The sequence below is a fragment of the Saccharopolyspora oryzae genome, from assembly GCF_027853915.1.
GTDB lineage: Bacteria > Actinomycetota > Actinomycetes > Mycobacteriales > Pseudonocardiaceae > Saccharopolyspora > Saccharopolyspora oryzae.
In genome coordinates this window covers 90999-114523 of the sequence record NZ_JAQGLA010000010.1, presented here as the reverse complement: position 1 = coordinate 114523, position 23525 = coordinate 90999, and the positions used below count along the sequence as shown (strand labels likewise).

General features: G+C 67.2%; 21 protein-coding genes. 14 read left to right on the top strand and 7 right to left on the bottom strand.

Going from position 1 to position 23525, the window contains the following annotated elements:
• Positions 1 to 63 precede the first annotated feature (63 nt).
• The 7 genes from OU415_RS09645 (at position 64) to OU415_RS38315 (ending at position 7491) form a co-directional block, all read left to right on the top strand.
• Positions 64 to 672, top strand: a complete 609-nt coding sequence (locus tag OU415_RS09645; RefSeq protein WP_270948319.1) for a 2Fe-2S iron-sulfur cluster-binding protein — start codon at positions 64 to 66, stop codon at positions 670 to 672.
• Positions 669 to 1652 (top strand): FAD binding domain-containing protein, encoded by a 984-nt coding sequence (locus tag OU415_RS09640; RefSeq protein ID WP_270948271.1) that lies wholly within the window; start codon positions 669 to 671, stop codon positions 1650 to 1652. Before OU415_RS09645 ends, OU415_RS09640 begins: the two co-directional genes overlap by 4 nt.
• A gap of 10 nt (positions 1653 to 1662) precedes the next feature.
• A complete protein-coding gene (locus OU415_RS09635; RefSeq protein WP_270948270.1) occupies positions 1663 to 3891 on the top strand; it encodes a xanthine dehydrogenase family protein molybdopterin-binding subunit in 2229 nt (742 codons plus the stop codon).
• Between the two features lie 189 nt (positions 3892 to 4080).
• Positions 4081 to 5166 (top strand): hypothetical protein, encoded by a 1086-nt coding sequence (locus OU415_RS09630; RefSeq protein WP_270948269.1) that lies wholly within the window; start codon positions 4081 to 4083, stop codon positions 5164 to 5166.
• Between the two features lie 302 nt (positions 5167 to 5468).
• Positions 5469 to 6242, top strand: coding sequence for a glucose 1-dehydrogenase (locus OU415_RS09625; protein ID WP_270948268.1), 774 nt, complete (start codon positions 5469 to 5471; stop codon positions 6240 to 6242).
• A gap of 51 nt (positions 6243 to 6293) precedes the next feature.
• Positions 6294 to 6920, top strand: coding sequence for an isochorismatase family protein (locus OU415_RS09620; protein ID WP_270948267.1), 627 nt, complete (start codon positions 6294 to 6296; stop codon positions 6918 to 6920).
• Positions 6847 to 7491, top strand: a complete 645-nt coding sequence (locus OU415_RS38315; protein ID WP_408641826.1) for a recombinase zinc beta ribbon domain-containing protein — start codon at positions 6847 to 6849, stop codon at positions 7489 to 7491. Before OU415_RS09620 ends, OU415_RS38315 begins: the two co-directional genes overlap by 74 nt.
• A gap of 800 nt (positions 7492 to 8291) precedes the next feature.
• On the opposite strand, the gene OU415_RS09615 is transcribed toward OU415_RS38315, so the two are convergent.
• Positions 8292 to 8606, bottom strand: a complete 315-nt coding sequence (locus tag OU415_RS09615; protein ID WP_270948266.1) for a hypothetical protein — start codon at positions 8604 to 8606, stop codon at positions 8292 to 8294.
• Between the two features lie 188 nt (positions 8607 to 8794).
• Between OU415_RS09615 and OU415_RS09610 the strand changes: the two genes are divergently transcribed.
• Entirely contained in the window at positions 8795 to 9247 is a 453-nt protein-coding gene (locus tag OU415_RS09610) for a hypothetical protein (protein ID WP_270948265.1), read from the top strand.
• A 96-nt stretch (positions 9248 to 9343) separates the two neighbouring features.
• Here the strand turns inward: OU415_RS09610 and OU415_RS09605 are convergent, their stop codons facing one another.
• Positions 9344 to 10708, bottom strand: coding sequence for an aspartate aminotransferase family protein (locus tag OU415_RS09605; RefSeq protein WP_270948264.1), 1365 nt, complete (start codon positions 10706 to 10708; stop codon positions 9344 to 9346).
• Between the two features lie 266 nt (positions 10709 to 10974).
• On the opposite strand from OU415_RS09605, the gene ald reads away from it, so the two are divergent.
• The 4 genes from ald (at position 10975) to OU415_RS09585 (ending at position 15470) form a co-directional block, all read left to right on the top strand.
• The gene (gene ald / locus OU415_RS09600) at positions 10975 to 12090 is read left to right on the top strand and encodes an alanine dehydrogenase (protein WP_270948263.1); all 1116 of its coding nucleotides are present in this window, start codon (positions 10975 to 10977) and stop codon (positions 12088 to 12090) included.
• A 130-nt stretch (positions 12091 to 12220) separates the two neighbouring features.
• On the top strand, positions 12221 to 13693 hold the full coding sequence (pdxR, locus tag OU415_RS09595; protein WP_270948262.1) for a MocR-like pyridoxine biosynthesis transcription factor PdxR: 1473 nt from the start codon (positions 12221 to 12223) through the stop codon (positions 13691 to 13693).
• Between the two features lie 160 nt (positions 13694 to 13853).
• Positions 13854 to 14531, top strand: coding sequence for a phosphonatase-like hydrolase (locus tag OU415_RS09590; RefSeq protein ID WP_333777409.1), 678 nt, complete (start codon positions 13854 to 13856; stop codon positions 14529 to 14531).
• An 81-nt stretch (positions 14532 to 14612) separates the two neighbouring features.
• The gene (locus OU415_RS09585) at positions 14613 to 15470 is read left to right on the top strand and encodes an EamA family transporter (protein WP_270948261.1); all 858 of its coding nucleotides are present in this window, start codon (positions 14613 to 14615) and stop codon (positions 15468 to 15470) included.
• 26 nt (positions 15471 to 15496) lie between these two features.
• Here the strand turns inward: OU415_RS09585 and OU415_RS09580 are convergent, their stop codons facing one another.
• The 3 genes from OU415_RS09580 to OU415_RS09570 are packed head-to-tail and all read right to left on the bottom strand — an operon-like array spanning position 15497 to position 18995.
• The gene (locus tag OU415_RS09580; RefSeq protein ID WP_270948260.1) at positions 15497 to 17200 is read right to left on the bottom strand and encodes a cobaltochelatase CobT-related protein; all 1704 of its coding nucleotides are present in this window, start codon (positions 17198 to 17200) and stop codon (positions 15497 to 15499) included.
• Complete coding sequence (locus OU415_RS09575) at positions 17197 to 18165, bottom strand: AAA family ATPase (protein WP_270948259.1); 969 nt, start codon at positions 18163 to 18165, stop codon at positions 17197 to 17199. The genes OU415_RS09580 and OU415_RS09575 overlap by 4 nt, the downstream gene beginning before the upstream one ends.
• 29 nt (positions 18166 to 18194) lie before the next feature.
• Positions 18195 to 18995 carry an IclR family transcriptional regulator gene (locus OU415_RS09570; protein ID WP_270948258.1) on the bottom strand — a complete coding sequence of 267 codons (801 nt, stop codon included), beginning with the start codon at positions 18993 to 18995 and terminating at the stop codon, positions 18195 to 18197.
• A 175-nt stretch (positions 18996 to 19170) separates the two neighbouring features.
• Between OU415_RS09570 and xsc the strand changes: the two genes are divergently transcribed.
• Complete coding sequence (xsc, locus tag OU415_RS09565) at positions 19171 to 20979, top strand: sulfoacetaldehyde acetyltransferase (RefSeq protein WP_270948257.1); 1809 nt, start codon at positions 19171 to 19173, stop codon at positions 20977 to 20979.
• A 126-nt stretch (positions 20980 to 21105) separates the two neighbouring features.
• Here the strand turns inward: xsc and OU415_RS09560 are convergent, their stop codons facing one another.
• Complete coding sequence (locus tag OU415_RS09560; protein WP_270948256.1) at positions 21106 to 21912, bottom strand: IclR family transcriptional regulator; 807 nt, start codon at positions 21910 to 21912, stop codon at positions 21106 to 21108.
• 125 nt (positions 21913 to 22037) lie between these two features.
• Between OU415_RS09560 and OU415_RS09555 the strand changes: the two genes are divergently transcribed.
• On the top strand, positions 22038 to 23075 hold the full coding sequence (locus OU415_RS09555) for a phosphotransacetylase (protein WP_270948255.1): 1038 nt from the start codon (positions 22038 to 22040) through the stop codon (positions 23073 to 23075).
• Here the strand turns inward: OU415_RS09555 and OU415_RS38310 are convergent.
• Positions 23050 to 23487, bottom strand: a complete 438-nt coding sequence (locus tag OU415_RS38310; RefSeq protein WP_408641827.1) for a hypothetical protein — start codon at positions 23485 to 23487, stop codon at positions 23050 to 23052. The two genes, OU415_RS09555 and OU415_RS38310, sit on opposite strands and share 26 nt — an antisense overlap.
• Positions 23488 to 23525 lie beyond the last annotated feature (38 nt).

Below are 23525 nucleotides of genomic sequence, written 5' to 3'. Positions count from 1 at the left end.
TGACGGCGGGTAGCCGAGTGAGCATGTCCTCGCAGACGTTCGGGCGCGAGAGGAAGGGCTGTGATGGGTGAGTCAGGTACCGACGTCCACCGGTCGTCTTCCGACTCGGTCGGCGTCACATCGACCGCTGTGGAGCGAGGGCACGAGGCATCCCCGCTCTCGACGATCACGTTGGACGTCAACGGCCGTGCGCAGCGCCTCGAGGTGGATCCGCGTACGTCGCTGCTGGATGCGCTGCGCGAACACCTGCGCTTGGCCGGGACGAAGAAGGGTTGTGACCACGGGCAGTGCGGCGCCTGTACGGTGCTGGTCAACGGTCTGCGCATCAACTCCTGCCTGGCACTCGCAGTGATGCACGAAGGCGACGAGATCGTGACGATCGAAGGTCTGGGCTCGCCCGAAGCCCTGCACCCCGTGCAAGCCGCCTTCGTCGAGCGCGACGGCTTCCAGTGCGGCTATTGCATGCCGGGCCAGATCTGTTCGGCTGTCGGCATGCTCACCGAGGTGAGGGCGGGTTGGCCCAGCCACGCCACCGATGATGTGGCATCCCCGCAGATCGCGTTGACCGACGAGGAGATCCGCGAGCGGATGAGCGGCAACATCTGCCGGTGCGCCGCCTATCCGAACATCGTGGCCGCTATCCGCGATGTCGCCGAGGGAGGCCTGCAATGAGGCCTTTCACCTACGAGCGGGCGACGGACGCGCGCGCCGCGGTCGCCGCAGCGTCCCGGCCCGGCGCGAAGTTCATCAGCGGCGGCACGAACCTGCTCGATCTGATGAAGCTCGACGTCGAACACCCGAGCCACCTGGTGGACATCAGCCGTCTGCCCTTGAAGGACATCGAGGAGTTGCCTGACGGCGGATTGCGCATCGGCGCCCAGGCGTCGAATTCCGACGTCGCTGCGGACACCCGAGTGCGCGACCGGTACCCGGTCCTGTGCCAGGCACTGGTCGCGGGTGCTTCGGGGCAGTTGCGCAACAAGGCGTCCGTCGGCGGCAACATCCTGCAGCGCACTCGATGCCCGTACTTCTACGACACGGCGGCAGGGTGCAACAAGCGGGATCCCGGTTCCGGCTGCTCGGCGATCGGCGGGTACAACCGCATACACGCGATCCTCGGCGCCAGCGACGCCTGCATCGCTACTCACCCTTCCGACATGGCCGTCGCGATGGCGGCGCTGGAGGCGCAGATCGAGCTGCTCGGCGCCGAAGGGTCTGCACGCCGCGTCACCATCGCCGACTTCCACCTCCTACCGGGCGATACGCCGCACATCGAGACCGTTTTGCGGCCGGGCGAGATGATCACCGGAGTGGTCCTGCCCCCGCCCCCGCAGGGCCGGCAGCTCTACCGCAAGGTGCGCGACCGCGCCTCATACGAGTTCGCGCTGGTCTCCGTGGCGGTCATCGTCTCGACTGATGGGGGAACGATCAATGCAGCTCGGGTTGTGTTCGGCGGCGTAGCGCACAAGCCCTGGCGTTCCGTCGAGGCGGAGGCCGCGCTGCTGGGCGAACCCGCCACCATGTCCACGTATCGCGTCGCCGCCGAGGCGGCCATGCGGGGTGCCGCGGGGCAGGGCGACAACGACTTCAAGATCGAGCTTGCCAAACGCACGCTCTGCAGCACGCTTTTGCAAGCGACTGAGGCGAGTTGAGGAGGCCGTGATGATCGGGCGATCCCCCAACCGCGTCGACGGTCCGCTGAAGGTCGGGGGCCGAGCCCCCTACGCGTACGAGCAGTGGGACGCCGGCCAACCGCTCTACGGGTACATCGTCGGCGCGACGATCGGCAAGGGGCGCGTCACGCGGATCGACACCTCCCCGGCTGAGCGCGCGCCCGGAGTGCACATGGTGATGACCCATCTCGATGCCCCGCCGCAAGGTGCCCGCGATGAATCCATTCCCTTCGAGTACTGGCGCGCCCTCCCGACGCTGAGCAGTCCCGACATCCACCACTACGGCGAGCCCGTGGCACTCGTCGTCGCCACGACCTTCGAGCAGGCACGCGCGGCGGCCCACCTCGTCGACGTCGAATACGCAGCGGAGCCGGGACATTACGACTTCACCGCTCACCAGGATCAGGAATACGCGCCGGAACAGCTCATCGCGGGTCTGCGCCCCGATACCGCGATAGGCGACTTCGAGGCCGGGTTCGACGCCGCCGCGATCAAAGTCGACCAGCGTTACACGACACCGTACGAGCTCTCGCAGGCGATGGAACCGCCCGCGTGCCTCGCGGTCCCAGAGGGCGACGATCTGACCGTCTACGTCGCCACCCAGATCGTCGATGCGGCTCGTGCCTCGATCGCCGCCACGCTCCAGGCCGCCGGAGAACGGATCCACATCGTCACCCCGTACGTCGGCGGCGGTTTCGGCTCCAAGCTGCGCGTTCATGCCGAAGCGATGCTCGCGGCCTTCGCCGCCCGCGCGCTGCGCCAGCCGGTCAAGGTCGCGCAGACCCGGCAGCAGACCTTCCACCTCACCGGCCTGCGCCCCACATCGAGCCAGCGGGTTCGCCTCGGCGCTGATCAGGACGGGCGGCTGGTCGCGCTCGGCCACGAAGTCACGATGCACACGAACCGGCACATCGAGTACGCCGAGCCGACCGCCACCACGACTCGCAGCCTCTACGCCGCGCCCCACCGGTTGACACGCACCCGGCTGGTGCCACTGGACCTGCCGCGGGGAGAAGACGTCCGAGCACCGGGCGAGGCGCCAGGCCTGCTGGCGGTCGAGTCGGCGATGGACGAGCTGGCCGACGCGGTCGGAATGGATCCGGTCGAGCTGCGGATCCGCAACGAGCCCGAACGCGACCCGGAGCGTGGCGTGCCGTTCAGCGACCGGCACCTCGTCGACTGCCTGCGCGAAGGAGCCCGCAGGTTCGACTGGGAGCGCCGCCCGGCAAAGCCGGCAAGCCTGCGGGAGGGGCGATGGCTGGTCGGCTACGGCGTGTCCGCCGCCATTCGCGGGCACTTCCAGGGACCGGCTACGGCGCGCGTCCGACTGAACGTGGACGGGACCGCGGTCGTCCAGTCGGACATGACCGACATCGGCACCGGTACCTACACGATCCTCAGCCAGGTAGCGGCCGACGAGCTCGGGCTGCCGCTCGAGCGCGTACGCGTGGAGCTCGGGCGTTCCGAGTTCCCGGCGAGCGTGGGTTCCGGAGGCTCGTGGGGCGCGGCCAATTCGAGCACCGCCGTGCACCGCGCGGTCGAGGCCCTCCGCGAGAAGCTGTTGATCGCGGCTACCAGCGACGCGAGCTCGCCGCTGCACGGCCTGGATCCGGCAGGCGCGCAGTTCTCCGGTGGCAACGTGCACATCGGTCACCGGTCCGAGGCGCTGAGCGAGATCGTCGCGCGCATCCAGCCCGACGGCGTGGAAGCGGAAGGCTCGACCGTCTGGATGATGGAGGATCCGAACTACGCCAGCTACTCGATCCACACGTGCGGGGCGCACTTCGCTGAAGTCCGCGTCGACGTCGACACCGCCGAAATCCGTCTCCGGCGGATGCTGGGCGTGTTCTCCGTGGGTCGTGTCCTCAACGCCAAGACAGCGCGCTCACAGCTGATCGGCGGCATGATCTGGGGAGTGGGAGCCGCTTTGGAGGAACAGGGCGTCGTCGACACGCGGTCCGGCGCCTTCGTCACCCGGGATCTCGCGCACTACCTGGTGCCCGTCCACGCCGACGTCCCCGAGATCGACGCCGTCGTGCTCGACGGGTTCGACGACAAGGCCAACGTCCTCGGCGCAAAGGGCCTAGGGGAGCTGGGCATCTGCGGAGCCGGTGCAGCGGTGGCGAACGCGGTGTTCAACGCCACCGGGGCACGCGTGCGCGATTTCCCCATCACCCTCGACAAGCTGTTGCCCATTCTGCCGCCGACGGATATCTGAATCTTCTGCGACGGTTCGTCGAGTGGGTGGCGGGGCCGGGGAGGGCAAGCCACCTTGGACGTGCAAGTAATCCTGGAAGGAGGAACGGAGCGCACCGGCACCATTTCGTTCTACCGCTGGTACAAGACGGTCCGAGCGACAGCTGCAGTGCGTGTGCCGAGGACGTTTTCGGCCGTAGGGGTGTGGTGCGTGGAGGTTGTCGTCGCTGTGCTCGTGGGTCTGGTGGGCGCGGTCTGCGTGGTCGTGACTCTGTTGTCGGCGGTGAAGACCGTGGTGGTGCCGCGGGCCACGCCGGTTCGGATCACGCGTTGGGTGTTCCTGGGCATGGGTGCAGTGTTTTCCGTGTTCGCCGGCGGCGGTGATTACCGCAGGCAGGATCGGGTGCGGGCGCTGTATGCGCCGTTGGCGCTGCTGACGCTGCCCGTGGTGTGGCTGGTTCTCGTGCTCGCCGGGTACACCGCGATGTTCTGGTCGGTGGGTGTTCGGGGCTGGTGGGCTGCGTTCTTCGAGAGCGGATCGTCGTTGTTGACCCTGGGGTTCAGCGCGCCGGTCGATGCGGTGACGGCGGTGCTGGTGATTTCCGAGGCCGCGTTGGGACTTGGGCTGCTGGCACTGCTGATCTCGTACCTGCCCTCGATCTACGGCTCGTTCTCGCGGCGTGAGGTGATGGTGACCGCTTTGGAGACCCAGGCGGGCACGCCGGCGTGGTCGGCCGCGCTGCTGGAGCGGTTGGCACGCATCGGAGGTCTGGACGATCTCGACTGGTTCTGGCGGGACTGGGCCCGCTGGTTCGCCGACATCGAGGAGACGCACACCTCGTCGCCGGGGCTGGTGTACTTCCGCTCGCCTCACCCGGATCGTTCGTGGGTCACCGCGGCCGGTGCGGTGCTGGACACCGCGGCACTCATCGAATCGACAGTGGACATTTCGCGTCAACCCGCTGCTGAGATGTGCATCCGTTCCGGATACGTCGCGTTGCGACGGATCGGTGACTTCTTCGGTTTGCCATACGCCCCCGACCCCGATCCGGATGACCCGATTTCCATCGACCGAGCGGAATACGACGCCGTGTGCCAGCGCCTGACGAATGCCGGGGTGCCGTTGCGCGGGGACCGGAACCAGGCCTGGCGCGACTTCGCCGGCTGGCGCGTCAACTACGACGCCGTGTTGCTGCGCCTGGCCTGGCTGTGCCGAGCGCCGTCAGCCCCGTGGTCGGCCGACCGGGCCATCCCGTTCCGCCCCACACTGATGCCCCGCCGCAGGCCGAAATCCTGACCGCTGGCCACGCCCCCAGGAAGCATCGAGGCTCGAGATCACGAAGGCTCCTTCACGCGCGGTTGCGGACAGTTCTGTGTGGGGCCTCGACGCGGTTATCGTCGTGGTATGCCATCGCTCGAACGGCGAATCCGCGCTCACGCAGGAGTCCCACGACCTTTCCGCCCACGTTGCCAATTCCGCGCCCGCGCCGGTCACCAGCACGGAACCAGCCTCGGCCATGCCCCATGTTTTGGGGACGAACGACCCAGGCGACCAGGTTTCCACGCGGGGAGCATGGGGTGGGAGAAGGAGGGGTGCCGATGGGCCGGCTCGACGGGAAAGTCGCCGTGGTCACCGGCGGGTCTGAGGGGATCGGCGCGGCCACTGCTCGACGTTTCGCCTCGGAAGGGGCGACGGTGTTCGTTACCGGCCGCCGTCAGGCCGAGCTGGACACGACGGTGAACGAGATCAATGCGCAGCACATCGGCGGACATGCCATCGCGGTGCGAAGCGACGTGTCTTCACCGGCGGATCTGGACCGCCTCTACGCCCGGGTCAGGGAGTACAGCGACCGGATCGACGTGCTCTTCGCGAACGCGGGTACGGCCGAGTTGGCACGGCTGGAAGACATCACCGAGGAACACTTCGACCGACTCTTCGGCATCAATGTCAAGGGGTTGCTGTTCACGGTGCAGAAGGCGCTACCACTGCTGGCGGACGGTGCCTCGGTGATCCTGCCTTGTTCCATCGCGGCATCCAAGGGAGTCGCGGCCACGAGCGTCTACAACGCGACCAAGGCCGCCATCCGCAACTTCGCCCGCACCTGGGCCGCCGAACTGGCCGGTCGCGGTATCCGGGTGAACGCGGTCAGCCCAGGTCCGATCGAGACTCCCGGGTTTTCCGGGCTTTTCGGCGGCGTGACCGACGCCGCGCAAGCAACCGACCTCAGAGACGCCCTCCTGAACGGCATGCCCCTCAGCCGGATAGGAGACCCGGACGAAGTGGCCGCAGCCGTGGTCTTTCTGGCTACGGACGCCAGCAGCTTCACCACCGGTTCCGAGCTCTTCGTAGACGGAGGCCTGGCCCAGGTCTGAGCGAAGGCAGCGTCACTCGTCACCCGAGGCCGACCATCTCAGGAGGATGCGGTGCCTGCGAGCAAGTTCACCGAGCGGCTAACCCGCGAAAACGCGGCCGTGGTGCTGGTGGACCACCAGGTCGGTCTCTACAGCGGTGTGCGAGACATCCCGGTCGGCGAGCTCAAGCACAACGTGGTGGCCCTGGCCAAAGCGGCCCAGGTGTTGAGCCTGCCGTTGGTGGTGACCACCACCGCGGCGGAGAGCATGTGGGGACCGGTCATTCCCGAGCTCGCCGAGGTGCTTCCCGACGGCGTGCAGGTCATCGACCGCTCGACCGTCAACGCGTGGGACGACCCGCGCGTGCTCGAGGCCATCCGGGCGACCGGCCGGAACAAGCTGATCATCACGGGCATCTCCACTGAGGTGTGTCTCGCCCTCCCGGCCATCAGTGCCACGGGGGAGGGGTTCGACGCCTACGCCGTGATCGACGCCTCCGGCACCTTCTGGCAGACCAAGCGCGAAGCGGGCCTGCTGCGCATGCAGCAGGCTGGAGTGATCCCGATCGACTACTCGACTGCCATCGTCGAAATCCTCGCTGACAACGCCGATCCCCTGGCCGCTGATGTCTACACCGCGCTCGACATGCCGTTCGCGGTACTCGTCGGCCAGATCGCCTCTGCCTTGTCCAAGGCCTGATGTGCGGGAGTGGGAAGTCTCCGAGCAGTTGTCTCATCCGGCGTTGGTCGATGAGTCCACGTTCCTCGCCGTGCAACGGATCCGTGCGGTCCGGGCGACCAGGGACGGTGTGACTCGGAGGTACGAGTTGGCTGATCTGGTGGTGTGCGGGGAGTGCGACCGTCGGATGGATGCGCACTGGGTTCATGGTCGTGCCGGGTATCGCTGCCGCCACGGCTACAGGCCACGCTTACCGCGGCCGAGTCCGGTGCCCCGCACCGAGTACGTCCGCGAGGATCATCTTCGCGAAGCTTTCCCCGGCCTGCTCAGGCAGCACGGTGGAGAACCACCCGGGCAGGATGTGAGCAACGACGTTGGTGATTATCTTCGCCGTGTAGGGTTGGAGATCGTGTGCGGCCACGTGGGCTGGGTTCTCAGGCCGGTACCAGGCTGTCCAGCTCCAGAGCTGATGGCCGCGCCCGGCCGGATACACTCCGCACCGGGGACGGATTCCACCGTCGAGCGCCAGACGAAAACCCCGCTGCCAGCAGTGAGGAGTGCTAGCCGTCGAGCCAGAAGACCCGTGGGGTAAGAGAGTGTCCGAGCGGAGTTGCACGCTAACTACACGCCTTCGCCTTCCCAGTATCAGTTGAGGTAGGGAGCTGCTTGCCGTTCCGCCTGAGAGACGGATCATCATGAACTTGGACCGAACGGATGACCAGAGTGTCTTCGAGGAGTTCCTGTTCAGGCTCAGCGATGAGCAAGTGCGAAGCTCGACTAAAGGTTACGTCGAGATTCGGTCTTGGCAGGATGTCGATCTTGATACCCCGCTCCGGCTGCAGGTGAGTCCGCGGTCGTTGGCGGAACACTTGCGGATGATGGAGCGCGACGGGGAGCTGGCGTTCCCGGATGAGCAGCCGATAGTTGGGGCGCTTCAGCTTTTCTTGGTGCACCTCGATGAAGCGATCCGAATGAGGCGTTCCGGTGAAACTGAACTTGTTCCGTATCGCGCGGGGGTCAAGTCGCTTGTATCCAGATAGTTATCGACGGAATGTGGAAGAATAAGCTATTTCGACCCGAGTGGAATTTGATCTGCTCGGGTCGATTTCTGCTTCACGTCGGGCGACGTGCAGATCAACTCGTCCGTGATCGTGGGCCACGATATGTCTCGGCTTCGAGAGGTCCAATCCTCCGAGCCCCGGTGATGTCCACTGAGCAATGCACTTCCGACTTGGTGAGCCATGTCGCAACGGCACGCGAGTCCCGGCAGGATGCGCTCGGCTGCGCCGTTCTGCGCTCCTGCCCGCGGCAGGCCGGCCGGGCCGGCACTGGGGAACGGAAGAAGGCTCGCCCGTGTCTGATCCGCCTGCCGAAGAAGTTCGACTGTGGATCCTATTGAGGAGCGGAGTCCACGAAGGCACAAACCCAGTTGGAGAACTCGCACGCCAGGTGCCACCGGTGTTCTGTGATCATCCAGGGTGGCAGCGTCGCGGGGAACGCGACTGGGAGCATCGCGCTGAATCCTCCTTGTGCGTTGTCGCGGAACTGGTGGCGAACGGCGCCGATGCGGTTGCCGTCGTCCGCGCGAGCCCAGCCGGATGTTTCGACCGGGAAATGGGAATTCCGGCTGACCGGGATGCCTGTGGTGTCCGCGTAGTCGATGACGAACCGGGAACCCATGGTTGCGCCGCCGGTTACCTCGATCACCTCTTGGACTCCGGATCGAGGGGACCGGATGAGGTAGTGGTCGGGGCAAGCAACCAGCATGGCGCGTTCATCGTCCTCGTCCCGTCGGCTGTTGAACCACGCTGCGAATCCGTGGGCTGTCCCGAGGGTGCAGGTGCCGGCGCATCACCTCGGCCGCAGCGGGATCGGACATCAGCTCCTGCACCGGCGTGCGCACCGACAGCCGGCCGGTCGGGAACTCGTCGAGCGGGGGGCAGCGCTACGGCCGTTGCCTCCGCTTGGTTCTGCTGTGCCCGCACCAGGAGGTGCTGGTTCTCGACAGGTCCGTCGACGGGCAGCCCGAGCCGTTCGTACTGGCTGGCGGGTGCTTCGGTGTCGCGCAGCAGCCCGACCAGCAGCTTCGCCATTCGCAGCTCGATCTCGTCGTCCACGATGGGCTGCCGCTGCTCGGGGTCGGTGGCGAGGTCGAACAGCAGCGTGCCGTGGTGGTGCGGGTCTCGCGGGAACCTTCCCGCGAACCGAGACGTGAACGCTGCGAAATTTGCCGACCACCCCTGCACCATTTCCGCCAGCACGCAAGATCAACTACCATGGGCCCGACCACGTATCACAACCTGTCGTTGCAGTCGTTGCGGGACGCGCGGTGCTGCCGTCTGATGTGAAAGTGGCTCCGCCGTTTTCCCGTCCTTTGTCCGGGAATGGCGCAAACGTCAAGCGGCTGGCGGGTGCCGGTGCCAGCCGCTTGACGGTTCGAGCGATCAGTGGCCCACGGCCGCCTCGACGTCGCTGAGCATGCCGTCGATGCCCAAGAGCAACTCGTCGATGATCTCCCCGTCTGCGATCAGCGGAGGGGAAACCATGATCATGGTCGCGCCTCGATCATCGCCGCGCAGGATCACGCCGGTGCGGCGGAAGGATTCCGGCAGGACCTCCCGGAGCACCCTGATTGATTCCTCGTCGGTCAGTTCGCGCCCGGAGGCCCGGTCCGCCATCAGCTCGATCGCGTAGAAGTACCCGGTACCGCGGACGTCCTTGACGCAACGGTGGCCGCTCTGCAGGGCATCCAGGCCGGCCCGCAGATCAGGGCCTCGGGTTTCCACATTGGACAAGACGGATTCTTCCTGCATGGCCCGGATCGTCGCGACGGCGACCGCCGTGGCGACCGGGTGTCCGCCCCACGTCGCACCGTGGGTAAACCCGGTTCCCGCGCGGTCGAACAGCTGCTCGATCAGGGGTTCGCGGATGATCACTCCGCCCAGCGGAGCGTAGCCGGAGGTGGATCCCTTGGCGAAGGTGATGAGGTCGGGGACGACGCCGAACCGGGCGCTGCCGAACCAGTCGCCGATGCGGCCGAAGGAACAGATCACCTCGTCGGAGACCAGCAGGATGCCGTGCTCGTCGCAGATCCTGCGCAGTTCCTGCCAGTAACCGTCCGGCGGCACGAGCGCCCCGCGACCGTTCTGCACCGGCTCGGCGAAGATCGCGGCGATGGTCTCCGCGCCTTCCTCCTCGATGACCTGCTCGATCGCGCGCACGGGCGCCAACTCGCCGGCCGGCCCGCAGTCGCCGAGGAGCCCGAGCGTGTTCGGGACGTGCCGGACGCCGTCCAGCAATGGACCGAACGGCTCGCGGATCTTCGGCAGGCCGGTGACGGACAGGGCGCCCATGGTGGTGCCGTGGTATGCCATCTGCCGGCTGATGATCTTGGTTCGTTGCGGTTGCCCGTTGCTGCGGTGGTACTGGCGCACGAACTTCAGCGCGCTCTCGACGGCTTCGGAACCGGAGTTGACGAAGAACGTCGTGTTGAGGTCGCCCGGTGCCAGCTCGGCGATCAGGGAGGCTGCCTCGATCGACGGCGGGTGCGCGGAGCCCCAGTTCGTCGAATACGGCAGCAACCCCATCTGCTTGGTCGCCGCGGCCACGATGTCGCTCCGGCTGTGCCCGAGGTTGACGCAGAACAGGCCCGCCAGCCCGTCGAGGAAGCGACGTCCGTCGCTGTCGAACAGGTGGCACCCTTCGCCGCGCACGAACACGGGCAACTCGCCGGATCGCCACTGGGCTCCGCGGGTGAAATGCGGTCCGAGGTGTCGACGAGCCTTGTCCCTGAACTCTGCGGTGTCCACGCTTCCTCCTTCGGTCTGCGGGGGATCGGCCTGGCGCCGGTGCACCCTGTCTGGTCCCGACGATGCAGCCCGGACGGGGCCGGATGGCAGGGCCAGAACGGGCGGGAATGGCAGGGCCAGCCACCGCCTCCGCCGGCGGGACCTCGAACTGGACCCATCGAGGTGGGCGGCACTGGTCCTTCTCACGGTGCCAGCGCCGGCCCCAACCTCTGTTCACCGAGCTCGCCCGGCGGCGAGCAGCACAACGGGGTTGACGGGAGTGTCAGATGAGGATCGGTGTTCCACGGGAGCTGAAGAACCACGAGTACCGGGTGGCGGTGACGCCGGCAGGCGTGCACGAGTTCACCGCGTGCGGTCACGAGGTCTTCGTCGAGCGCGGGGCAGGTGCCGGCTCGGCGATCCGCGACGAGGACTACATCGCGGCGGGCGCGAAGATGTTGGACTCCGCCGATGACGTGTGGGCGACGGCCGAGCTCGTGCTCAAGGTCAAGGAACCGATCGCCGAGGAGTACGGCCGGATGCGGTCGGACCAGACGTTGTTCACCTACCTGCATCTGGCGGCCAGCGAGGAATGCACCCAGGCGCTGCTCTACTCCGGCATCACCGGTGTCGCCTATGAGACGGTCCAATTGCCGGATGGTTCGCTGCCGCTGCTGTTCCCGATGAGCGAGGTCGCCGGACGGCTGGCGCCGTTCGTCGGCGCGCAGGCGCTGATGCGGGCCAACGGCGGCCGAGGCACGCTGTTGGGTGGCGTCTCCGGCGTTCACCCGGGGCGGGTGGCGGTGCTCGGCGCGGGCGTGGCCGGCATGAACGCGGTCGCGGTCGCCGCCGGTGCTTGGGCCGACGTGGAGCTGCTCGACAAGAACGTGGACAAGCTGCGCGCCGCCGACCGCATGTACCAAGGGCGGATCCGCACCACCACGTCCAACCGCTACGAGCTCGAGCGCGCCGTCACCGAGGCCGATCTGGTCATCGGCGCGGTGCTCATCCCCGGCGCGAAGGCACCGAAGCTGGTCACCAACGAGATGGTGTCGCGGATGAAGCCGGGCAGCGTGCTGGTGGACATCTCGGTGGACCAGGGAGGGTGTTTCGAAGACTCCCGGCCCACCACGCACGACGACCCGGTCTTCAGGGTGCACGACTCCCTGTTCTACTGCGTGGCGAACATGCCTGGTGCGGTGCCGAACACCTCGACTCACGCGCTCACCAACGTCACGCTGCCGTACGCGCTGGAGATCGCCAACCGCGGGCTGCGGGGAGCCGTCGAGTCCCGGCCCGAGTTGGCGGGCGGCATCAGCACCGTCGCGGGACAGCTGACCAATGAGCACGTGGCGAACGCCTTCGGCCGCAAGTTCACCCACGCTCAGCAGCTGCTGAGCTGAGTGGCACGACCACGACAGTGGCCGACCGTGCCCCACGGGCTGCTGAGCCGAGAACGCTCTAGCCGTGGGGCACTGGCAGAGCTACTGTTCCACCACTCCCGGGTGAACATGAACATCTGTGGGAGGGCAGATGCCGCGAACATTGATCGAAGTGGACCGGTCGTCCGACGAGCCCCTGTACCAGCAGGTACGGCGGGCGATCGAGCACGGCATCGCGGTCGGCACCTTCGACCCGTTGCACCGGCTGCCGAGCTCCCGCGAACTGTCCGACGAGTTGGGCGTCTCGCGGAACACGATCAACCTGGCCTACCAGGAGTTGATCGCGGAAGGATACGTCCACAGCGAGGAGCGCCGCGGGCTGTTCGTCAACTCCGAGATGCGTCGGCAGTGCCATGCCCAGATGCGCGACACCGCGCCGCGCATCGACTGGTCCCAGCGGATACGCCGCGCCCCGGACACAGACGTTCCGCACATCGAGAAGCGCATGGATTGGCACCAGTACCCGTATCCGTTCCTGGCGGGGCAGGTGGACGTGACCGCGTTCCCGTCCCGGTCGTGGTTGCGCTGCCTGCGTGATGCGCTGTTCCACCCGCACATCTACCAGAGCCTGCAGGACAGCGTGGGTTCCGACGACCCGATGTTGGTGGAGATGATCTGCCGGCACCTGCTGCCTGCCCGCGGCATCGAGGCGGGCCCGGACGAGGTGCTGGTGACGGTGGGATCGCAGCAGGGACTGGACCTCCTCGGCAGGGCACTTCTCGGGCCGGGGCAGACCGTGATGATCGAGGACCCCGGATATCTCGATGCCCGGCACATCTTCGTGCGTGCTGGGGCGGATGTGCGGTGCCACCGCGTCGACAACGCGGGTTTGCAACCTCCGGAGTCGCTGCGGGGCACGAATTTGCTGTACCTGACGCCGAGCCACCACCACCCGACCAACGTGACGTTGAGCATCGGCCGCCGCCGCCAACTGCTGCAATTGGCTGCCGAGAGTGGCACGGTCGTGGTGGAGGACGACTACGACAGCGAATTCCGCTACCAGGGCCGGCCGACACCTGCGCTGAAAGCACTGGACAGCACCGGGGACGCGGTCTACCTCGGTACGTTCTCCAAGTTCCTCTCGCCGGGCCTGCGGCTGGGCTACTTGGTGGGGCCCGCACCGCTGGTCGCGGAGCTGCGGCGGATCCGCCGCTACGTGTGCCGGCACCCGTCCGGCCACTTGCAGCGCGCGCTGGCCATGCTCATCGAAACGGGGGAGTACCACCGTTCCCTTCGCCGCTACCGCTCGAAGCTGATGTGCAAGTGGGAGGCTGTGTGCGAGGCCGTGAGCCGGTACCTGCCATGGCAGGAAGCCGCGTTCCCGCCGGGCGGCGTGAGCTTGTGGATGACCGGCCCTCCCGACTTGGACTGCCGCAGGCTGGTCGAGCGGGCTGAGCAGTGGGGGATCCTCATCGAACGGGGTGACATCTTCTTCTTCGATCCGGAACGCGGGCGCAACCATTTCCGCATCGGCTTCTCGGCGGTGCCGTTGCGGTCCATCGATGACGGCGTCCGCCTGCTCGCGGAGGTCGCCGACGACGTGCGGTCCGAGCGCGTCCGCTGACGCTGGTACCCCCTGCCGGACCGCATCTGGGCCTGCCGGCGGCTGCCGTCCCGAAGTTGAATCTTTCGCGGAACGCCGTGGTCGGCGTCGACCGGAATGCCGCTGGTCCGCAGGCGGCGTTGACCGGACGGAAGTGTGCGGAGGCGAATGGGGTGTTCACGTGATCGATCAGCTCGAACTGGTGGTGCTGGACATGGCCGGCACCACGGTGCGCGATGACGGGCTTGTCGTGCAGGCGTTTGACGCCGCCTTGCGCGAGTCCGGTGTCCACAGGGGAACGGCGGAGTTCGCGCACGCGCAGCGGCATATCCAGGTCACCATGGGGCAGTCGAAGATCGAGGTGTTTCGCGCGCTGTTCGATGGCGACGAAAGCCGCGCCCAGCGAGCGAACATCGCCTTCGAAAGCAGCTATGACGGGCTCGCGGCACGTCGCTGCGAACCGGTTCCGGGCGCTGAGGAAGCGGTCCGGTTGCTGCGGGACAACGGCATCCGCACGTGTCTGAGCACCGGTTTCTCGAAGCCGACCAGAGAACGCTTGCTGGACCGCCTCAAATGGAATGATCTCGCGGATCTCGTGCTGTGCCCGGAAGAATCCGGGAGGGGACGGCCGTTCCCGGACATGATCCTGACCGCCGTACTGCGCCTCGGGATCAGCGATGTGCGAGCCGTTGCGGTTGCCGGCGACACGGCCTACGACATGCAGGCCGGGCGCCGGTCGGGCGCCTCCGTGGTGGCAGGAGTCCGCACGGGATCGCATGACGCGAACGCCCTCCGCGCCGGTGGTGCCACCCACGTCCTCGCATCGGTGGCCGATCTGCCCGGCTTGCTGGGGATCTGAGAGCAGACCCGTCGGCGGGAAAAGGGGCACGAGGAGGATCGAGCAGGAGTGGAGTCGACGGAGGCCAGCTGCAGTTCTCCGATGCGAGCAGCCCGGGGGCTGGCGCATGTACCGGCACCGGGCCTCGTGCTCGGCGGCGTCGTGAGCTTGCAGTGCGGTGCGGCGGTCGCGACGAACCTCTTCCCCGTCGTTGGTGTCATGGGAGTTGTGTCGCTGCGCCTCTCGTTCGCGGCGGTCCTGTTGATGCTCTGGTGGCGCCCCGGTCTCCGGTACGACCGGCGGACCTGGGGCCTCGTTCTGCTGGTGGGAAGCACTCTGACCGCCCACCACATCGCCTTTTTCGAGGCAGTGGACAGGGTGCCGCTCGGTGTGGCCACGTCCGTGGAGTTCCTGGGGCCGCTGGCCGTAGCGCTCGTGGGCTCCAGCCGAGCTTTGGACGTCCTTTGGGCGTTGCTGGCGGCCGTTGGCGTCGTCGCGTTGACAGGTGACGATGGAAACGTGACGGGCAGCGGCTTGCTGTTCGCAGCCGTTGCCGGGGTCTGCTGGGGGGTTTACATCGTCGTGTCGGCAACGCTCGTTCGGCGCTTGGGTGATTCCAGAGGATTGGCCCTGGCGATGTGCTGGGGGGCTTTTCTCACCTTGCCCTACGGGGTCGGCCAGGTGGGCAGCGCATTGCTAAGTCCCGGTGTGCTGGCCTTGGGCATTTTGGTGGCACTGATGTCCAGCGTGTTGTCCTATTCGCTTCAGATGGAAGCGCTGCGGAGGATGTCCCGCGGTCTGTTCGGCGTGCTTGCTAGTTTGGAACCGGCCGTGGGTGCGCTCGTTGGGCTGCTCCTGCTCGGTCAAGTCCTCAGCGCTGAACAGACGCTGGGTGTCCTGGCTGTCGTCGGGGCTTCCCTCGGTGCCACGCGCACGAGGAACCGGCGCCGTATTTCCTGACCTGCTGGGAATGAGCACCGATCGCATCACGACCGCCGGTCCCCGGCGATCATTTCGAGGATCTCACGGAACACGTCGTTGCCCGGCCCTCGGGACAGGTCCAGGGCATGGGAGCGGCGGTAGAACGGGCTCAGGTCGAGTCCGACGCCGAGGCCGCAGATCCGCGCCGAACCGGCCAGCTCCTCTCGCCGGACGACGTCTTTGAGGTGGTTGTCCAGGTAGTGCCGGTCGTTGGTCAGGTTGGTCGCGCTGTCCATGGGGCTGCCGTCGGAGAGCACGATCAGCAGCCGTCGCTGCTCGCTTCGGCCGGCCATGCGCCGGCAGGCCCAGGTGACCGCTTCGCCGTCCACGCCTTCCCGGAACAGGTCGGCCTTCAGCAGCCCCGCGATGCCGGGACGCGCTCGTCGCCAAGACGTGTCGGCGTCCTTGAAGACGAGGTGGCACAACTCGTTGAGACGCCCCGGATGCGCGGGCCGTCCGCTGCGGTGCCATTCGCGCATCGCGCGGCCGCCGTTCCACGCGCCGGTCGTGAATCCCAGGATCTCACTGCTCGCCCCGGCCAGCTCCAATGCGCGGGCGAACACGTCGACGATCACGGCGATCGACTCGATGTGCTCCTTCATCGAGCCGGAGCAGTCGATCAGGAAGGTCACCAGGCAGTTCGCAGCCGGTTCGATCCGCTCAGTGCGGAACAACCGGCGCTCGGTGGGGGAAGCGATGAGTTGGGCCAGGCGGCGGCCGTCGACGTGTCCCTCTTCCTGTCCGCCGTCCCAGCCGTTCCGGGCAGGATCGGCGAGCAGCATCTTCAGCTGGCGGGTCAGGCGAGGAATGTTCACGCCCTGTCCGGTGATACACCGGTCGAGCCGCTGGCGGTAATCCCGCAGCAGCTCCGCCCGAACGAGTGCGGGCACCGCGTGCTGCCGGTCATAGGCCGTGGTGAAAGCGCGGTAGCCGGCTTCGGACTCCCCGAGCACGCGGCTGTGCCCGGTGGACACCTGCGGGATCGTGTCGTCGAAGTCATCGTCTGAATCCAAGAACAGCGGGAACCTGGCGTGGTCGTCGATGTCTTCGCCGTCATGCTCGTCGTTCTCGTCGGCAGCGGCGAGCATGTTGCCCACGATGCGTGCGATGGCAAGCGCGTGCTCTGCGTACGCGTTCTGATCGTGGCGACGCCTGCGCAGCCCGGTGAGGTCTTTCCCCAAGGCCGGGACGATGTCGAACCGGGTGGCTTCCAGCAGGTCTTCCGTTTCGGCCACCACTGGTTGTCCGGTCACGCGGGAGCGGCAGACCTGCGCCACGGTGTAGAGGAGGATGCCACGCGAAGTCTCGGTCATACCGGAGTGGTGGACGTCGAGTGACCACTGGACGTGCCGGTGGCGCAGGTTCGCGATGACGCCGGGCAACCCAGCCAGCGCCTCGACGCGGAACTGTTCCAGCATCTCGAAGATGAGCCGCTGCACCGGATCCGCGGGATGCAGGCTGCGGTGGAGCTCGGCGTCCGAGTGCGTCAGGCGCAGTGCCATTCCGTCCGCGGCGCCCCGGAACGACCCGAAGTCGTCGTCCAGCGACGGCTGCAAGTGCGGCGCGTGCAGCGGCAGCCGTCGGTGCCCGCGATGCAGGCGCCGCCCACGGAAGTGCAGGTTCGGCTCGCCGCTGAGCGCGCGAACGGCGGCGGCGCAGAGCTCTTCGACCCGTTGCTGGTGCCGCGCGGTTGCTCTGGAGCCGCTCATGCCGGGGATAGCTGGTAGGACTCCGCCAGCTCGCGGTCGAAGCAGCGCTGGAAGTACTCCGCCACCACCGGACGTTCGGCCTCGTCGCACTTGTTGACGAAGGACAGCCGGAACGCCAGCGCCGGGTCGTCGAACACCTCGATGTTCTCCGCCCAAGTGATCACCGTGCGCGGCGACATCAACGTCGACAGGTCTCCGGCGTGGAAGCCGGCGCGGGTGAGGCCCGCGACCGCGACCATCGAGGCGACGAGGTCGCCGTCCAGCTGGGGCACTCGGCCTCGCACGATCGCGATTTCTTCCTCCGGAGGAAGGTAGTTCAGCGACGCCACGATGTTCCAGCGATCGATCTGCGCGTGGTTGAGGCGCTGTGCGCCGTGGTAGAGACCGTTGAGGTTGCCCAGGCCCAAGGTGTTCGCGGTCGCGAAGAGCCGGAAGTACGGGTGCGGGCGGAGCACCCGGTTCTGGTCCATCAGCGTGAGCTTGCCGTCGCGCTCGAGGATCCGCTGGATCACGAACATCACGTCCGGACGCCCCGCGTCGTACTCGTCGAAGATGAGTGCCACCGGACGTTGCAGCGCCCAGGGGAGGATGCCCTCCTGGAACTCGGTCACCTGCTGCCCGGCGCGCAACACGACCGCATCCCGGCCCACCAGGTCGAGGCGGCTGATGTGGCCATCGAGGTTGACCCGCACGCACGGCCAGTTCAGCCGGGCCGCTACCTGCTCGATGTGGGTCGATTTGCCGGTGCCGTGCAGTCCTTGCACGAGCACGCGCCGGTCCCTGGTGAATCCGGCGAGCAGCGCCAGGGTGACGTCGCTGTTGAACCGGTAGGCCTCGTCGATCTCGGGCACGTGTTCGTCGGGTTCGCGGAACGCCGGAACCACCATCTCGGAGTCGATGCCGAAAGCGTCGCGTACGGCGACCTGGTGGTCCGGGGTGTGCGAGTCCGGTCTGGTCGAGGTCATGTCGTCACCAATCACGCCGGGGTGCCGGTCTAGGTCGTGGAGCCTTCGGACTCGATGCGATTAATGGCGTCGGCGGCGCGCCGCAGCGCGGGGAGCAGCTTCGGGGCGTCCGCCGCGGTGAGCCGCATGACGGGTGCTTGGGCGGCCAGGCAGAGGTTGGAGCGCCCGTCGGCCGTCGGCACGAGCACGGCGGCGCAGACCAGCCCAGGCAGGAATTCCTCGTCGTCGATGGCGTAGCCGTCGCTGCGCACCTGCTTGAGCTCGGCCTCCAGCGCATCGAGGTCCGTGATGGTCTTGGGCGTGTACTGCTTCAGGGGAGCGTGTGCCAGGAGCTTGCGCCGTTGCGCGGGGCTGAACTGCGACAAGATCATCTTGCCGCTCGCGGAGCAGTGCACCGGGACTCGCGAACCGGGCCGCAGGTAGAACCGCAGGGGTTCGGGCGTTTCGACGCGGTCCAGGTACACCACTTCGTTGCCGGAGAGCGCGGTCACGTTGCAGCTTTCGCCGAGTTCCTCCACGAGGCTGCGCAGGACCGCGTGCCGGGCCCCGTGCTGGGTGGCGTTGAGCAACAGGTTCTCGGCCAGTCGCCGCAGGCGGGCGCCCGTGCCGTAGTTCCGGCCGTCGCCTTGGCGAACCAGCAGGCCACCGCTTTCGAGCTGCTGGAGCATGCGGTGCAGGGTCGGCTTGGGCATGCTCGTTTCCTCGACCAGGCCTTGCAGCGACACGAACTGGTCCTTGGAGGCGATCAGTTCGAGCAGCGCGAACAGGCGCAACGTGGGCGTCTCCCCGTTGAGCTCAACCGCCGCCTCGGTTTCACGAATCTCGTCCATCGTGGTCCCACTCTAGTCCATGTACCGGAAACCAGTACAGGGCGTATCGGTTTTCAGGATTTCTATTGACCGAGTCGAACGGCACTCCTAGCATCGAATCCAGTTTTCAGAGACGCCACGTACCGATTTTCGGATCAAGCTCCCATCTTGGCCTGTCGACAGGAGAGGAACGACCATGACTGACCAGACGGACGGGGCAAGCCGCGCCGTTGTCCAGGGCGTGCAGAAGATGACGCCGTCGGAGGCCTTCGTGGAGACACTGGTGGCAAATGACGTCAAGGACATCTTCGGCATCATGGGTTCCGCGTTCATGGACGCGATGGACATCTTCGCCCCGGCCGGCATTCGCCTGATCCCGGTGGTGCACGAGCAGGGCGCCGGCCACATGGCCGACGGCTACGCGCGCGTCAGCGGGCGCCACGGCGTGGTGATCGGCCAGAACGGCCCCGGTATCAGCAACTGCGTGACCGCGATCGCCGCCGCGTACTGGGCGCACAGTCCGGTCGTCATCGTGACACCCGAAGCCGGCACCATGGGCACCGGGCTCGGCGGCTTCCAGGAAGCCAACCAACTGCCGATGTTCCAGGAGTTCACGAAGTACCAGGGGCACGTGAACAACCCCGCGCGCATGGCGGAGTACACCGGCCGCTGCTTCGACCGCGCGATGTCGGAGATCGGGCCGACCCAGCTCAACATCCCGCGGGACTTCTTCTACGGCGAGATCACCACCGAGGTCCCCCAGCCGAAGCGCCTCGACCGCGGTCCTGGAGGGGCGCAGAGCCTCGACGAGGCGGCGGAACTGCTCGCCGCGGCCGAGTTCCCAGTGATCATTTCCGGTGGTGGCGTGGTGATGGCCGACGCCGTGGAGGAGTGCAAGGCGCTCGCCGAGCGCCTGGGCGCTCCCGTGGTCAACAGCTACCTGCACAACGATTCGTTCCCGGCCAGTCACCCGTTGTGGTGCGGTCCCCTGGGCTACCAGGGCTCCAAGGCCGCGATGAAGCTGATCTCGCGCGCTGACGTCGTGGTCGCTCTGGGTTCGCGACTCGGTCCTTTCGGCACCCTGCCGCAGCACGGCTTGGAGTACTGGCCGGAGAACGCCAAGATCATCCAGATCGACGCCGACCACAAGATGCTCGGTCTGGTGAAGAAGATCTCCGTCGGCATCTGCGGTGACGCCAAGGCGAGCGCCGTCGCGCTGGGCGAGCGGCTGGCGGGCAGGACGCTGGCCTGCGACGCCAACCGGGAGGAACGGGCGGCCGCGATCAAGGCCGAGAAAGACGCGTGGGAGAAGGAACTCGACGAGTGGACCCACGAGACCGACCCGTTCAGCCTCGACATGATCGCGGAGCAGGAGCAGGAGGAGGGCAACTGGCTGCACCCGCGCCAGGTGCTGCGGGAGCTCGAGAAGGCGATGCCGGCAGACGTGATGGTCTCCACCGATATCGGCAACATCAACTCCGTGGCCAACAGCTACCTCCGCTTCGAAAAGCCCCGCAGCTTCTTCGCTCCCATGAGTTTCGGAAACTGCGGGTACGCACTGCCGACGATCATCGGTGCCAAGGCGGCTGCCCCCGAACGCCCGGCGATCTCCTACGCCGGTGACGGTGCGTGGGGCATGAGCATGGGCGAGATCATGACTGCAGTGCGGCATGACATCCCGGTGACGGCAGTGGTGTTCCACAACCGCCAGTGGGGTGCGGAGAAGAAGAACCAGGTGGACTTCTACGACCGCCGGTTCGTGGCGGGTGAGCTGGAGAACGAGAGCTTCGCCAAGATCGGTGAGGCCATGGGTGCGGTGGGCATCGTGGTGGACAAGCTCGAAGAGGTCGGCCCGTCGCTGCGCAAGGCGGTGGATCTGCAGATGAACGAGGGCAAGACCGTGGTCCTCGAGATCATGTGCACCCGCGAGCTGGGTGACCCCTTCCGCCGGGACGCCCTGCGCAAGCCGGTCCGCCTGCTGGAGAAGTACAGGGACTACGTCTGATCAGGGACACCTGACGGCACGGCACGCGGGCTCCGGCGGCAGCCGGAGCCCGCGTTGCGTGCCCGCGCGCATGTGGAAGGCGACAACGCTCGCGCGGTCGGTTGCACGGACGCTGCTCGCCTCGGCTCAGAAGCTGTGCCCTGGAGGGAGGAGTGTGGAGATCTCCTTGGCTGCCCGCACGACTTCCGGTCCGAGTTCGTCGAAACGCGCGTCCGGGACGCGCACGGCCGGTGCCTGGACGGCGATGGCCGCGCGCGCGTTGCCGGAGGCGTCGCGAACCGCCGCTCCGACGCAGCGAACGCCGAGTGTGGATTCCTCGTCGTCGATGCTCCAGCCGCGGGCGCGAATCACCTCCAGATCCGCCTCGAGGTCGTTGACGTTCGTGAGCGTCTTCGGGGTCAGCGCTGGCAGTTCGGACACTTCGTGGAGCGTTCTCTTCCGCACCTCGTCGTTGAAAGCCAGCAGGGCCTTGCCCATCGACGAGGCGTGCAGGACGACCCGCGTGCCGGGCGGCTGCGTGAAGCGCAGCGGCTGGGCGGATTCGATTCGTTCGACCACGATCGCCGCGTTGTCGGCCAGGACTCCCAGGTTCACCGATTCGCCGGTCTGCGCGGCCAGGTTCTGTATTACCGGGTAGACGACGTCGAGGCCGAAGTTGCGGTGTGCGGCCTGACCGAGGAGGAGGGCTCCAGTCCCGAGGTAGTAGCGCTCGCTGTCCTCGTTCTGGGCGAGATAGCCCTCGGCTACGAGAGCGCGCACGATGCGGTGCACGGTGCTCAGGTTCAGGCCCAGGTCCTTCGCGACCTGCCCGACGCCGAGGTCGGTGCCGCGATCCCGGAAAAGCCTGAGCACGGCGAAGGCCCGGCTGATGGTTTGCGCGCCGACCACCCGGGTGGTGCCTTGCGGCGGCGCCGAGTCCCCATCGGTTGACATGACCCTCCCTGTCACATGTTGGAAGTAGCTTACAGCATTTGTTGACGCTCCAACGGCTCCCTGGCTAGGCTAAATATTGGAAATAGCTTTTATATAGTGAAAGCATCCTGGGCTGGAGAAGCGTCATGACGGAAGCCGCAGCGAGTTTCGCTCGGATACCCGGACGGCACGGGACGGACGAGGCCGGATCGCCGTTATCAGCGCGATGGCGGCAGCAACTGGCCGGTCGGGCGGTCCGCGCGGCACTGGCGGACGGCAGCGATCCCCGTGCGGTGCAGGCCGCGACTCGCCTCTACGCGCAGGGAGTGCTCGAACCGCGCTTGGTCGGACCTCGCAAGCAGATCGAGGAGGCCGCCCGCGTGAGCGGGGTGGCCTTGCCGCCCGAACTGGTCCTCGACATCGACCGTCTCGCCGCCGATCCGGCCGTGCTGAACGCGTTGAACGAGTCCTTCGCAGGTAAGCCGGACCTGCAGCGAACGCTCGCGCAGAGCGACCCCTTGTACCTCGCCGCAGCGGCACTGCGCGCAGGCATCGTCGACTGCTGCCTGGCCGGTGCGTCGCGGCCGACCGCCGACGTGCTGCGGGCCGGGATCCGGGTGATCGGCCTGCAGCCCGGCGTGCAGACGTTGAGCAGCTCGTTCCTGATGGTCCTGCCGGACGAGCGGGTGTTGACCTTCGCCGACTGCGCGGTCCTTCCGGAACCCACCGAAGTGCAACTGGCCGACATCGCGATCGCCGCGGCGGGTACCCACCGGCGGCTGTCCTCTGCTGAACCACTGGTGGCCATGCTGTCCTTCAGCACCAGGGGAAGCGCCGAGCACGAGTTGGTCGACCGGGTCCGTTCCGCGACGCGGATGGTGCGCGAACGAATGCCGGAGCTGGTCGTCGACGGGGAGTTGCAGTTCGACGCGGCGGTGGTGGAGGCGGTCAGCATGCACAAGGCCCCCGGATCGGCCGTGGCGGGCAGGGCCAACGTGCTGGTGTTCCCGAACCTCGCCGCCGGCAACATCGGTTACAAGATCACCGAGCGGATCGGGGGAGCGCAGGCGCTCGGCCCGATCCTGCAGGGACTCAACGCCCCGCTCAACGACCTCTCGCGGGGCTGCAGCGTCACCGACATCGAAGTACTGGCTCTCGTCAGTGCGGTTCAGTCCTTGCGCTGACGAGAAGTCCCGCACCGGGTCTCCCTCTGCCAGGTGGCCACGCAGGCGTTCGCGGGCTCGCTGATTGCTTGCACACCGACGACAGCACTGCGAAGTCGTTCAGCGCCGCGTTCGACAGGTCGCAGTACACGGTGTGCACCCTGGTCAGCGCGGTCTTGTGCGTCAGCAGCCACGATTCGAGGCCGCCGTGCGCGAGCACGTCGTCGGCGAGCATGCGCCGGGGGGCATGGTGGCCTGGAAGGGGACGTCGGGGAGGTCGGCGTCCAACCGGTTCCACAGCTCCTCCAGTCCGAACACGTCCCGCACCACCAGGTAGCAGCGCCGGATCTGCGGGCAGATCGCTGTCCAGCAGTTCCTGGTGCACCAGGTTCTTGGCGTGCGATAGCAGCACCGAGATCTCCGGGCGGGCCAGCCCGACGCCGCAATCCCGGCGTGTCCTGATCTCCCTGG

Bases quoted from the DNA above. Each gene is read 5' to 3' on its own strand.
- OU415_RS38315 (WP_408641826.1), top strand. From the start codon at position 6,847: ATGTCTACACCGCGCTCGACATGCCGTTCGCGGTACTCGTCGGCCAGA.
- OU415_RS09575 (WP_270948259.1), bottom strand. From the start codon at position 18,165: ATGACCTCGACCAGACCGGACTCGCACACCCCGGACCACCAGGTCGCC.
- OU415_RS09635 (WP_270948270.1), top strand. From the start codon at position 1,663: ATGATCGGGCGATCCCCCAACCGCGTCGACGGTCCGCTGAAGGTCGGG.
- OU415_RS09570 (WP_270948258.1), bottom strand. From the start codon at position 18,995: ATGGACGAGATTCGTGAAACCGAGGCGGCGGTTGAGCTCAACGGGGAG.
- OU415_RS09580 (WP_270948260.1), bottom strand. From the start codon at position 17,200: ATGAGCGGCTCCAGAGCAACCGCGCGGCACCAGCAACGGGTCGAAGAG.
- pdxR (WP_270948262.1), top strand. From the start codon at position 12,221: ATGCCGCGAACATTGATCGAAGTGGACCGGTCGTCCGACGAGCCCCTG.
- OU415_RS09625 (WP_270948268.1), top strand. From the start codon at position 5,469: ATGGGCCGGCTCGACGGGAAAGTCGCCGTGGTCACCGGCGGGTCTGAG.
- xsc (WP_270948257.1), top strand. From the start codon at position 19,171: ATGACTGACCAGACGGACGGGGCAAGCCGCGCCGTTGTCCAGGGCGTG.
- OU415_RS09560 (WP_270948256.1), bottom strand. From the start codon at position 21,912: ATGTCAACCGATGGGGACTCGGCGCCGCCGCAAGGCACCACCCGGGTG.
- OU415_RS09645 (WP_270948319.1), top strand. From the start codon at position 64: ATGGGTGAGTCAGGTACCGACGTCCACCGGTCGTCTTCCGACTCGGTC.
- OU415_RS09640 (WP_270948271.1), top strand. From the start codon at position 669: ATGAGGCCTTTCACCTACGAGCGGGCGACGGACGCGCGCGCCGCGGTC.
- ald (WP_270948263.1), top strand. From the start codon at position 10,975: ATGAGGATCGGTGTTCCACGGGAGCTGAAGAACCACGAGTACCGGGTG.
- OU415_RS09585 (WP_270948261.1), top strand. From the start codon at position 14,613: ATGCGAGCAGCCCGGGGGCTGGCGCATGTACCGGCACCGGGCCTCGTG.
- OU415_RS09555 (WP_270948255.1), top strand. From the start codon at position 22,038: ATGACGGAAGCCGCAGCGAGTTTCGCTCGGATACCCGGACGGCACGGG.